The sequence below is a fragment of the Parabacteroides sp. Marseille-P3160 genome (genome assembly GCF_900162725.1).
Taxonomy (GTDB): domain Bacteria; phylum Bacteroidota; class Bacteroidia; order Bacteroidales; family Tannerellaceae; genus Marseille-P3160.
In genome coordinates, this window is the sequence record NZ_LT799418.1 from 2,011,651 (window position 1) to 2,024,071 (window position 12,421).

General features: G+C 40.8%; 8 protein-coding genes and 1 tRNA gene. 8 read left to right on the forward strand and 1 reads right to left on the reverse strand.

Annotation, left to right across the window (positions count from 1 at the left end; all coding sequences use genetic code 11):
• Nucleotides 1–18: 18 nt before the first annotated feature.
• Nucleotides 19–831 carry a bifunctional hydroxymethylpyrimidine kinase/phosphomethylpyrimidine kinase gene (gene thiD / locus BQ8014_RS07930; protein ID WP_080903906.1) on the reverse strand — a complete coding sequence of 271 codons (813 nt, stop codon included), beginning with the start codon at nt 829–831 and terminating at the stop codon, nt 19–21.
• Nucleotides 832–1,003: 172 nt separating this feature from the next.
• Between thiD and BQ8014_RS07935 the strand changes: the two genes are divergently transcribed.
• From BQ8014_RS07935 to BQ8014_RS07970, 8 genes are all read left to right on the forward strand, one after another.
• On the forward strand, nt 1,004–1,429 hold the full coding sequence (locus BQ8014_RS07935) for a Fur family transcriptional regulator (protein ID WP_080905882.1): 426 nt from the start codon (nt 1,004–1,006) through the stop codon (nt 1,427–1,429).
• Nucleotides 1,430–1,492: 63 nt separating this feature from the next.
• Entirely contained in the window at nt 1,493–3,451 is a 1,959-nt protein-coding gene (locus BQ8014_RS07940) for a heavy metal translocating P-type ATPase (RefSeq protein WP_080903907.1), read from the forward strand.
• Between the two features lie 68 nt (nt 3,452–3,519).
• Nucleotides 3,520–4,767, forward strand: coding sequence for a nucleoside permease (locus tag BQ8014_RS07945; protein WP_080903908.1), 1,248 nt, complete (start codon nt 3,520–3,522; stop codon nt 4,765–4,767).
• A 145-nt stretch (nt 4,768–4,912) separates the two neighbouring features.
• Nucleotides 4,913–4,985 (forward strand) — tRNA-Phe (locus BQ8014_RS07950).
• A 253-nt stretch (nt 4,986–5,238) separates the two neighbouring features.
• Nucleotides 5,239–6,330 carry a site-specific integrase gene (locus BQ8014_RS07955; protein ID WP_080903909.1) on the forward strand — a complete coding sequence of 364 codons (1,092 nt, stop codon included), beginning with the start codon at nt 5,239–5,241 and terminating at the stop codon, nt 6,328–6,330.
• A gap of 678 nt (nt 6,331–7,008) precedes the next feature.
• Nucleotides 7,009–7,587, forward strand: a complete 579-nt coding sequence (locus BQ8014_RS07960; RefSeq protein ID WP_080905883.1) for an RNA polymerase sigma factor — start codon at nt 7,009–7,011, stop codon at nt 7,585–7,587.
• 100 nt (nt 7,588–7,687) lie between these two features.
• Nucleotides 7,688–8,872 (forward strand): FecR family protein, encoded by a 1,185-nt coding sequence (locus tag BQ8014_RS07965; protein ID WP_160150056.1) that lies wholly within the window; start codon nt 7,688–7,690, stop codon nt 8,870–8,872.
• A gap of 219 nt (nt 8,873–9,091) precedes the next feature.
• Nucleotides 9,092–12,409: a SusC/RagA family TonB-linked outer membrane protein gene (locus BQ8014_RS07970; protein WP_234998011.1), complete on the forward strand. Its 3,318-nt coding sequence runs from the start codon at nt 9,092–9,094 to the stop codon at nt 12,407–12,409.
• The last annotated feature ends 12 nt before the right edge of the window (nt 12,410–12,421 follow it).

Consider the following 12,421-nt stretch of genomic DNA (forward strand, 5'->3'; position numbering starts at 1 on the left):
AGAAAAAGATTCATAAACCTATTCCCAAAACCGGAAGAAATGATGCACCGGGCCGTGTCCGTGTCCGATTTCATAATCCGCTCCGGCACGGATCGCCTGCTCCATGTACTTTTTCGCTTTACCTACGGCTTCGTTCAGTCCGAGACCTTGTGCCAGAAAGGAGGCGATGGCCGACGAAAAAGTACAGCCCGTGCCATGCGTGTTTCGTGTTTGCAGGCGAGGGGAGGAGAATTGCAGAAGCTCGTCGCTTTCGGCGTTGTAGAACACATCCGTCAATTGCTCTTCTGCCAGGTGGCCGGCTTTGAGCAAGACCGAAACCTGTCGGCCGAAGGAGAGTTCCTTGATAACTTTCGGCAAATCGCTTTGTCTCTCAATCTTCTTCCCCAGCAGGATCTCCGCCTCCGGGATGTTGGGGGTGATAATGCGCACCGTAGGGATCAGTTCTTCTTTCAGGGTGCGGATGGCCTCTTCCTGCAGCAATGCGTCGCCGGAGGTCGCCGCCATCACCGGATCCAGGACGATGTTCCTGACTTGATAGCGCTGAAGGCTTTCTTTCACGGCGCAAACCAGTTCCGAAGAATGGAGCATCCCGATCTTGACGGCATCGGCACCAATATCCTCCAATACGGATCTGATTTGCCCCGTGACAAACGGAACCGGTACCGGATGCACGCCTGTAACGCCGATAGTATTTTCATCCACAACCGCTACAATCACCGACATTCCGTAACATCCGCAGGCGGAAAAGGTTTTCAGATCCGCCTGGATGCCGGCTCCTCCGCTCGGATCGCTTCCCGCGATAGTCAGCGCTCTTTTATATTGCTTTTTCATTTTGTTTTTTTGTAAAATTGAGGGACGTTTGTCTCATAGAAACCGTACAAAGTTAGGTATTTCTTAATTGAATGACGGGTTGTTGGAGAAAGGAAAACGGCGGAAAATCCGGTTAACCGATCTTCTTCGAAAAATTATTTTTATCTTTCCGTTATTTTCAACGAATAGGTATATGAACGCAAATGATTATATAGAAAGACTGAAGGCCCGGGAAATTAAACCGACAGCAATTCGTTTGCTGATTTTCAAAGCGATGGCAAACCAAGAGGAAGCATTCAGCCTGTCCAGCCTGGAGGATTTGCTGGATACCGTAGACAAATCCACTCTTTCGCGGACGATTACTTTATTTCATAAGAAGAAGTTGATTCATAGTATAGACGATGGTTCCGGATCGATTAAATATTCGGTATGCAGCCCCGGTTGCAACTGTTCCATCAACGATCTTCATATCCATTTCACCTGCACGAAGTGCAAACGGACTTTTTGCCTGACGCATATCGCGATCCCCAAAGTACAGTTGCCGCCGGGCTTTGTCGTACAGAACGAAAACTTTGTGATGAAGGGACTCTGTAACCTCTGTTCCAAGATTGCAACTTAGTTGCATGTTTCTTTATCTACTTTTGTATTCGTAATGATGAATAGGAACAAGTAGAGTTAGAATATGGAGAATAATTCAGAACTGAAACCGGAAGAGGATACGTGTGGGTGCGGATGTAGTTGCGGATGCAGTGATCCGTCGGCTGAAACATCTTCCGGAAAAGCCTTCCGGAAATATATTCCGGGCGTACTGAGCGCTTTTCTTTTAATGACCGGAATTGTAGTGGATCACTGGGGCTCTTCTTTCTTTTTTACGGATCCGGTTCGTTGGCTTTGGTATCTCGCGGCTTACCTGCCGGTCGGGTGGCCGGTACTTAAAGAAGCGGTCGAAGAGATACGTAAAAATGATTTTTTTAATGAATTTACACTGATGGGTATTGCCACTCTCGGCGCTTTTGCGATCGGACAATATCCCGAAGCCGTAGGAGTCATGCTCTTCTATGCCGTAGGCGAGCATTTTCAGGATGCAGCGGTCGACAAGGCTAAACGTAATATCAAAGTTTTACTTGATATCCGTCCCGACTCGGCCACCGTAATCCGGGAAGGTAAGCACCTTCAAGTGGCTCCCGAAACGGTGGCGGTCGGTGAACGTATTCTGGTAAAAGCCGGTGAGAAGGTTCCGTTGGACGGCATCCTGCTTTCTCCTAAAAGCAGTTTTAATACGGCCGCCCTCACGGGAGAGAGTAAACCCCGGACGGTCAGAAGGCAGGAGAAGGTATTGGCCGGTATGGTAAACCTGGATCATGTAGTGGAAATAGAAGTGAAAGAAATTTATGCCAACAGTTCCTTGGCTAAGATATTGGAACTGGTACAGCATGCCACCTCCCGCAAGGCAAAGACGGAACTGCTGATCCGGAGATTTGCGAAAATTTATACGCCTATCGTCTTTTTTCTGGCTTTAGGCATCGCTCTTCTTCCTTTTTTTCTGGTAGAAGACTATGCATTTAAGACTTGGTTATACCGGGCATTGGTTTTTCTGGTGATTTCCTGCCCTTGCGCCCTGGTAATCTCGATCCCCTTAGGCTACTTCGGAGGCATCGGGGCTGCTTCTAAGCACGGAGTGTTATTTAAGGGTGCCAATTATTTAGACCGGATGACCCAATTGAATACGGTCGTCATGGATAAAACAGGCACCTTGACGAAAGGTGTTTTCAAGGTACAGGAGATTGTGTCCGCCACCTATGACAAAGAGGAATTAATCGGTTTTGTTGCCGCCCTTGAAAACCATTCGAACCATCCGATTGCCAAAGCCATCACCTCTTATCCACAAGAAAATAAGAGAATCTATGACGTGGAGGAAGTGAAAGAGATTTCAGGTTTCGGACTGAAAGGAAAAGTTGACGGAAAACAGCTTTTGGTAGGCAATGAAAAGCTGATGCAGAAAGAGGGAGTCGACTATGACACTTCGATCCGGTCGATTGTGGATTCGATTGTCCTGATTGCTATTGACCGTCACTATGCCGGCTATATTACCATTGCCGACGAAGAGAAGGAGGATGCTGCCGACGCCATCCGTGAGTTGCGGAAACTCGGTATCCGGCAGATCATGGTACTTAGCGGAGACAAACAATCCATTACCGGAAAACTGGCGACCCGGTTAGGTATCGACCAGGCACATGGAGATTTACTTCCGGAAGAAAAAGTCGCCTACTTGGAAGAACTGAAGACTGTTCCCCGCAATGTGGTTGCTTTTGTCGGAGACGGCATCAACGATTCTCCTTCGCTGGCCATCAGCGATATCGGCATTGCCATGGGAGGTGTGGGGAGCGATGCAGCTATTGAAGTGGCTGATGTGATTATCCAGACAGACCAACCTTCTAAAATAGCGACCGCCGTTCGAATCGCCAAGGCAACGAGACGTATCGTCCTCCAAAATATCTGTTTAGCATTCACGATTAAAGCCTTAGTGCTTCTTTTAGGAGCTATGGGGTATGCGACGATGTGGGAGGCTGTCTTCGCGGATGTCGGTGTCGCTTTGCTGGCTATTTTGAATGCCGTCCGCATCTTGCATAAAAAGTTTTAATTCTGGAGCCTTGCCTGCTTGGTCCGTGACTTTTTATTTATAGTTTTGCAGGATAGAAAAAAAGAGCTATGAATATAAAGAGTCGGTTGACGATCATGAGTTTCCTCCAATTTTTTGTATGGGGAACTTGGCTTACCTCATTGGGTGTATATTTAGGGAGAGAACTTCATTTCGAAGGAGGACAGATTGCCGGTGTTTTTTCAACCATGGGAATTGCCGCCATTATTATGCCGGCTCTGCTCGGAATCATAGCAGACCGCTGGATTAATGCGGAACGCATACTTGCCGCCTGTCACATTATTGGCGGAGCCTTTCTATTCTCATTGAGCCAAATAAGCAATTATGATCATTTTTATTGGTTGATGCTGCTCTATACAATGATGTACATGCCGACATTGGGATTGACCAATAGCATTGCCTATTATTCATTGAATCAAGCAAAACTGGATGTGGTCAAAGACTTTCCTCCTATCCGGGTCTGGGGAACGGTAGGGTTCATCTTTGCCATGTGGTTGATCGACCTCCTTCAATGGACTTCCAGTGTGAACCAATTGTATATGGCCAGTGGTTTTTCCATATTATACGGTTTGTATGCTCTGACTTTACCGAAATGCAAACCTAACAAAGTAAGCAAACAATCGCTGAAAGCTTCTCTGGGGTTAGATGCTTTTTCTTTATTCAAAGAAAAAAGGATGGCTGTCTTTTTTATTTTCGCCATGCTGTTGGGGGCTGCCTTACAGATTACCAATACTTTCGGACAACCTTTTCTGAGTGACTTCGGGGACAATCCGGCCTACGCTTCTTCCTTTGCGGTACAACATCCAGGAATCCTTACCTCGATTTCACAGATGTCCGAAGCGCTTTTTATCCTTGCTATTCCGTTTTTTCTGAAAAGATTTGGAATCAAAACTGTCATGACAATGAGCATGGGAGCATGGGTACTCCGTTTCGGACTGTTCGGGATTGGAAATCCAGGAACTGGCTTTGTCTTTTTAATTCTATCCATGATTGTATATGGAATGGCATTTGACTTCTTTAATGTTTCCGGTTCCCTTTTTGTCGAGCAGGAAACTCCCGCAAGTATTCGTGCCAGTGCACAAGGCCTGTTTGTCTTAATGGTCAATGGCATTGGTACCATAATCGGCACCAAGGGGAGCGGTTGGGTGGTTGATTACTTTACCGGCGCTACCGGAAGCAAAGATTGGGCATCCATCTGGTTCACCTTTGCCGCTTATGCCCTCTTGATTGGCATTCTTTTCCTCCTCCTTTTTCGGTATCGCCCCTCCCGGGACAAGAAATTAGCGTCCATAAACTGAAATCAATGCCTCGAATCCAAATAATTAAAATACTAAACAACAATCAGTTAATTCTTATATTGCGAGTAAACGACAATAAAAATTGCAAAACCTTTGCTGATTCAAAGAATATGTCTATCTTTGCATCCGTCAAACGAAAAATGTTGGTGCCATAGCTCAGTTGGTAGAGCAAAGGACTGAAAATCCTTGTGTCCCCGGTTCGATTCCTGGTGGCACCACTTAATAAGAGTAGCAAAACAAAGCAAATCCCTGAAAAATAGATGGTTTCAGGGATTTTTCTTTTTAGGGCAACCCCTCGAAAATGGCAGAAAATGACGGTTTATAGAACATTTATCTTTGTTCATTCATATGCTTTTTATTTGGCGCAAAAAAAGCAAACGAAATAGTATCTAATGTGCTGATTTGACGAATTTTACATACCGACAATCTCGTTTCATTTCCTTAATTTTGAAACATTAAAATAGAGGTATTATGAAGCAAGAAATGATGAATGTTTTGGTCTACATTATTAAGACCCGAAAATTGAGAAACGGAGAATGCCCTGTGTTGCTTAGGGTAACTATTGACGGGGTTTACAGCGACATTCGTATTAACCGCAGCGTTAAAGATGAAATCTGGGATGCTAAATTAGGAATGTGCCGGGGAAAGAGTCGGGAGGCTAACGAACTGAACGATTATATCCGTAGCCTCCATACCCGCCTATATGAAATTCACCGGAATATGGTATTGCAGGACGAGTATTTTACCCCCGAAATTTTACTGAAAAAACTCTTTAATAAGGAAACAACGAAAACCGTCCTTACATTTTTCAAAGAACATAACGAGGATTGCCGACGGCGTATCGGGCTGGATTATGCCTACTCTACCATTAACCGATACGATAACTGCTATAAATCGCTGCAAACCGTAATTGAAAAAGAGTACGGGAAATCCGATATAACTTTTACCGAGTTTACTCCCCAACTTATTCGGAAATACGAATTATACCTGACAGTTGATAAGGGATTAAGCCTTAACACCCTCGTTCGGTATATGAAAGTAATCAAAAAGGTAAGCACCCTTGCTTTGGCTACCGGATTATTGAAAAGCGATCCTTTCGCAGGTATGCGGTTCAAGCAGGCTAAAACTAATCCCGTTTTCCTTACCAAAGAGGAACTGGATATAATCACAACCAAAGAATTTACCCTGCCGAGAATTGCGTTAGTCCGGGATGTGTTTGTGTTCTGTTGCTTCACCGGATTGGCGTTCATAGATGTAAGCAACTTAAAAAAGGAGCATATCGTTTTGGATAACGAAGGCACTTATTGGATTCGCAAGTCAAGGGAGAAAACAGAAAATATGTGCGACATCCCATTACTTGATATTCCGTTGGAAATAATTCGCAGGTATGAAAATCATAGAATGTGCAAGTCAAAAGGTATTCTTCTTCCGGTTATGTGTAATCAGAAGATGAACTCGTACTTGAAAGAAATTACCGATTTCTGCGGGATTGACAAGGACGTTACCACGCATGTAGCAAGACATAATATTTCATCTTTTCAATTGAAAATAAATGACTTATAAAATTATTTTCACTGATAGGTAACGATAAAGAAACGAGCGAGGTTCGTTGATTCGCTTCACTATTCTGCCATATCCAAAGAGCGACTTATCTGTCGTAAAGGTACAAAATAATTCCCTGATCCGGCATTTATCGACAGTTTATTTTTATCCTCAGCAAAAGTCATTTCAGGCTAATCCTGCAGTTTGTATACTTTGGCCAATTCTTTCATCTGACTACGGCAGCATTGTATCGTAAAAGAGCTACTCTCTGATTCAAGGCGGACTTCGCGGAATTTACAGTTTATAACCTTTATCAAATTCTTATTGATAATACATTGGCGGGAGATGTGTGTCGTAAGCTGTTTCTTTATGCCGCACAAATCGGCAATTTTTTATAAATAGCAGTTAAATAGTGCCTAATGCCTCTCTGTTAGAGAGTTGAGCGAGGCATTTTCAAGCGAGGTAACGATATAGAAACGGTTCTTTTGGCTTTGATTTGCACAACTTTACATATCCCGAATAATCTATTCCAAAGATAAACAAAGGATTCTTTCCTTAGAATTTTTTCCAAATAATTCACTCCTCTGCTCTATATTAGCATAGTTATATTGTTTCTTTGTGTTGAAACGCATGAAATTTATTGTAAGTTTCATATTATGGATTACAAAAATTTGTTACTTTGCAATAGTTTTGAACATTATGACGAACAAGAGCGACAAGTATAATTATATACAAATTGATATAGATTCTCTATACAATCAGTATGTCGATGATTTATATAGCTATGCACAGAATCTCGGATTCAATCACCAGTTGATAATGGATGCTATTCACGATATATTTTGTAAAATATGTATCAACAGCAAAATACTGGACAATGTGCAAAATATAAAATTCTATTTATTTCGGTCACTTAAAAACAGGCTTCTCGACATCGACAAAGCCCAAAAAAAATATATTGACTTCGATAACGAATATATTCAGAATCCCATACCCTTTACTTTGAAAGTAACAATAGAGGATGAGTTGATAGACAGAGAAGAGCAACTAAGCCTAGAAAAGAAGATAAATAATATACTGAATGTTCTCACCAATCGTCAGCGCGAAATAATTTATCTTCGATTTATACAGGGCTACGACTATGTGGAGATATCCAATTTGATGAATATAACCGTTCCTGCGTGTCACAAACTGATGTCGAAGACATTGGCTAAATTGAAAAGTGAAAACTTTTCACCCCTTATTTTCTTTCTTATAATCTCGGGTAGTAGTTGTTAAAATTCTATAAATATATACTTTCTCACAAAAAGTTGGCAAGAAAAGGAAAGTGAGATCGTCTTTATATAAAAGGGGGTGAATCCTCATTTTATATATGACTATGAAAAACAAGAAAAAGCTCAGGAGCAATATTGAATTCCTTAATGATGAGGATTTTATCACATGGAGATTTACCGAAGATAAGGATCTGGAGCTATTATGGAATAATTACATTAACCAATATCCAGAGTTAGAGAATCAGTTCAGAGAAGCAATACGCCTCTTTAGCAAACTTCAATCGAAGGGTGACGGACTGGACAGTATCACCCGAGCAAGTTTACTCTCGTCCATAAAAGAGACTTCTTCCAAAGCCATAAAAAGGAAAAAGAGAGTACGCTTGTTCGGGCGATATGCTGCAGCAGCATGTGTCATATTCCTCGTTGGGCTGTTTACTATATTCAAACCTATAAATCTATTTGACTATTCGTCTGCCGATGACAATCTGATAATAGGACTTGAAGAAAGTGGAGAAGATATCCTCTTGGTAACAGCATCGGGGACCACAACCTTCCAAAACGATTTGAGTATCCATATCAATCGAAAAGGAAATATTCTTGTCGCTCAAAGTGGACAAACCGAAGTATCCGAGTTGTTAACAGAAAATGAGACTCTGAATAAATTAGTAGTGCCCTACGGGAAACGCTCACAAATAGAATTATCCGATGGTACTAAAATATGGCTCAACTCTGGATCGATATTGGAATTTCCGACCGACTTCAGTAAAAACACAAGAGAAATTAATCTTAACGGAGAAATATACATCGAGGTAGCAAAGGATAAAAGTAAACCGTTCCTTGTCCATTCATCCGATATTGATGTAAGGGTGTACGGAACAAAATTTAATGTTTCCACCTATGCTAACTCTCCTACATCGGTGGTTTTAGTAGAAGGGAGCGTCGGTGTTAAATCAGAAAAGCTAGACGAAGTATACATACAGCCTAACGAACGGGTATCCTTGACAAATAACTCTTTCAGAAAAGAGCTGGTTGATGTTTCGCAATATATAAGTTGGAAAGACGGGTATTTCAGATTTGATAATGCTCCCATTACTGAAGTCTTGAAACAAATAGGGCGATATTATAACATAACCTTCAATGCCGGAAATAGCGAGAATTTGAAAAACATAACCTGCACAGGTAAAATCTATTTGTCACCGGATGTAAACAACGTAATGCAAGCTATTGCCATCCTATCCTCTACTCACTACCGACAGGAAGGTAAAACCATATACTTCAACCTTGAATAAATATAGTATAACTTAATAATTAGCCTTAAATAAAAAAACGAAAAATGCCTATGAGAAAAATTTAACCTAAAAAATCGGGCGGTATTAGCATTACCACCCGACGAATGAATTTAATTACTTACAACGCGAATTATAAATATAATTAAAAACAGATAAATTATGCACCAAAGTTACGCAAAGGAAAAATATAATCCTAATCTAATACGAGTATTAAAAATCATGAGATTAATATTAGCGATGGTATTCACATGTATTTTTACAGCAATTGCTGGGAACAGCTATTCGCAGGAAACAAAGCTATCCTTGGAGATGAAAAACACAACAATCAGGGAAGTCCTTCATGAAGTAGAAAGAAAAAGCGAATTCATTTTCATCTTCAACAACAGTGTAAAACCTAGTTTGGATAAACAAACCAGCATCAAAAGTAAATCAAAAAGCATATCCCAGATATTGGATGAATTGTTTGCCGGTTCAAAACTGTCATATAAAATAATTGACAAACAGATCGTAATCTATGAAGGAGACCATAAGGCAAGTCCTGAAACAGTAAAGGATAGCGAACAGGTTAAAATATCAATAAAAGGAAATGTAACAGATATAGGCGGAAATCCGCTGGTTGGGGTTACAGTAAAAGTCAAAGGCACCCAAAATGGAGTTATTACAGATTTAGACGGAAAATATGTTATTAACGTAACTGGTAAAAACTTAGTTTTAGAATACTCTTATGTGGGATTTAATACTATAGAAGAAATCGTTGATGCAAGAAAAATTATCAATGTCGTTATGACAGAGAATGTTGAAAGCTTAGGCGAGGTGGTAGTAGTTGCTTATGGAAATCAGAAGAAAGAATCGGTTGTAGGGTCTATAACAACAGTGACCCCAGGTAAGTTAAAGGTTGGAACTACACGCTCTTTAAGCAATAATCTTGCAGGTACAGTATCGGGGATTATAGGAGTGCAACGATCAGGAGAGCCCGGTTATGATAATTCAAGTTTTTGGATTCGTGGAATCAGCACTTTTCAAGGGGCTCGTAATCCGCTCGTTTTGGTTGATGGAATCGAGAGATCTCTCAATAATATTGATATCGAAGAAATAGAGTCTTTCTCTGTTTTAAAAGATGCAGCAGCTAGTGCTGTTTATGGAGTAAGAGGAGCCAATGGCGTTATCCTTATTAATACGAAAAGAGGAAAGATTGGAAAACCGTCTATTACTGTTAAGAGTGAATTTGCCCAAACTGCTCCGGTTCGCTTACCGGATTTTATAGGGGCTGCAGATTATATGCAAGTGTTGGATGATATTCGGGTCGATAGTGATATGTTACCCTTATATACAAACCAAATTGCAAAAACCAGATCTAACTATGATCCGGATCTTTATCCCGATGTTGATTGGATCGATGCCATATCAAAGGATCATGCTTCCAATATGAGAACGACTCTTGATATTTCCGGGGGATCCGAAAGATTGCGATATTCTTTTGTTGCTGCTTATTATGGTGAAAAAGGAATTCTGGCAAGAGATAATCGAAAGGAATGGGACTCCTCAATCAAAGTTCAAAGATACAATGTGCGTTCTAATGTTGATATGAATCTAACACCAACCACATTGATAAGATTTAACATAGGTGGATATTTACAAGAACGAACAGCTCCCCCTCAAGGTATTCAGTATTTATATTATGAAGCTTTTGTGGCTCCGCCGTTTATTCATCCCAAGCAATATTCTTCGGGTCAGATTCCTAACTTGGGACAATCCAATCCATGGGCCAAAACAACTCAAACCGGATTTACGCGTAGCAGCTCAAGTCAAATAGAAACCTTATTCTCTCTGGAACAAGACTTGAAGATTCTTTTACCCGGATTGAAAGCCACAGGAATTTTTTCTTTCGACCGTTACTCTTCCAACTCAGTAACTCGCTCTAATAAACCCAATTACTATCAAGTCGCATCGGGGAGAAATGATGAAGGAGACCTAATTGTTGCACTACGAGAATCGGGAAGTAATTTTCTAGGATATGAAACCGGGTCGGAATGGGGAAGTAAAAGAATCTATCTGGAAGGACGTCTCACATATAATCAGACATTTGGATCACATGCAGTAGAAGGTTTATTCCTTTATAACCAATCGAATTATGATAATGGATCCGCAATTCCATATAGAAATCAAGGGATTGCAGGGAGAGCATCATATACCTATGGCGGTAAATATATCGGAGAATTTAATTTTGGATATAATGGATCAGAAAATTTTGCAAAAGGGCAGCGTTTTGGTTTTTTCCCCTCTATAGCTGTTGGCTGGATCGTATCGGAAGAGCCTTTTATGAATCCGGTCTCAAAAACAATTTCAAAACTCAAACTAAGGCTTTCTCATGGATTGGTTGGTAATGATCAGCTTGAAGACCGTCGTTTTGCTTACCTTGCTACGATCGAAGAAATAGGCGGCTATACCTGGGGACACAACAAATCGACACCTATGCCGGGATATTCAGAAGGTCATTTTGCCAATCCTTCATTAACATGGGAGACTGTCAAAAAGACCAATCTGGGGCTCGAACTTAGTTTATTCAAAGGGATGGTAGATTTACAAGCAGATTATTTTATGGATAAAAGATCGGATATCTTCATGCAGAGACGATCTATTCCTAGCACAGGAGGTTATATCCAGACTCCATGGAGCAATTTTGGAAAAGTCAATAACCATGGAATAGAGTTATCACTGGGCGTAAATAAGCAACTGAAAAAAGATTTATTTGTAAGTTTCTTCGGCTCATTTACTTATGCAAAAAACAAGATTATTGAAATCGATGAATCGATTTCAATAATTGGGAGTACCAGGGCCGAGACTGGGCATCCAGTAGGCCAATGGTTTGGTCTGTTAGACGATGGTTTTTTTACAGACGCGGATTTTGCCGATGTTGATGCCGGAATTTTGGCTGATGGAATACCCGCGCATACATATGGAAATGTGCGTCCTGGAGACATTAAATATAAGGATCTGAATAATGATAATAGAATAGACGATTTGGATAGGACAGCTATCAAAGGAACACTAGACCCTCAACTGGTTTATGGATTAGGTCTAAACATTCAATACCAAAATCTTGATTTTGGAGCCATGCTTCAAGGGAACGGAAAAACATATAATATGTTGGATAGAAATATCATTCCGGGTTCGGGTAATGGCGCTAAAGGTAATATATTTTCGAATGTAAACGATCGATGGACTGCAGAAAACACTTCTCATGACGCTTTTTATCCCAGATTATCATTAGGATTAAATACAAATAATAGCCAAGAATCAACTTGGTGGCTTAAAGATATGAGTATGTTAAGAGTCAAAAATATTGAGGTTGGTTATTCTATACCGCAAAAAATTATTAGTCAAGCCTTATTAAGTAAAGTTCGTGTATTCTTCCGGGGAGCGAATCTTTTTACTTTTTCTCGATTTAAACTCTGGGACCCTGAAATAAAGGAACCTCAGGGAGGACAATATCCCATAATGAAATCTCTATCTTTTGGTATTGAGATCGGTTTTTAATCAACAATAATA

Excerpts from the sequence above, each read along its gene's own strand:
- thiD (WP_080903906.1), bottom strand. The coding sequence starts at position 831 with ATGAAAAAGCAATATAAAAGAGCGCTGACTATCGCGGGAAGCGATCCG.
- BQ8014_RS07935 (WP_080905882.1), top strand. The coding sequence starts at position 1,004 with ATGAACGCAAATGATTATATAGAAAGACTGAAGGCCCGGGAAATTAAA.
- BQ8014_RS07940 (WP_080903907.1), top strand. The coding sequence starts at position 1,493 with ATGGAGAATAATTCAGAACTGAAACCGGAAGAGGATACGTGTGGGTGC.
- BQ8014_RS07945 (WP_080903908.1), top strand. The coding sequence starts at position 3,520 with ATGAATATAAAGAGTCGGTTGACGATCATGAGTTTCCTCCAATTTTTT.
- BQ8014_RS07955 (WP_080903909.1), top strand. The coding sequence starts at position 5,239 with ATGAAGCAAGAAATGATGAATGTTTTGGTCTACATTATTAAGACCCGA.
- BQ8014_RS07960 (WP_080905883.1), top strand. The coding sequence starts at position 7,009 with ATGACGAACAAGAGCGACAAGTATAATTATATACAAATTGATATAGAT.
- BQ8014_RS07965 (WP_160150056.1), top strand. The coding sequence starts at position 7,688 with ATGAAAAACAAGAAAAAGCTCAGGAGCAATATTGAATTCCTTAATGAT.
- BQ8014_RS07970 (WP_234998011.1), top strand. The coding sequence starts at position 9,092 with ATGAGATTAATATTAGCGATGGTATTCACATGTATTTTTACAGCAATT.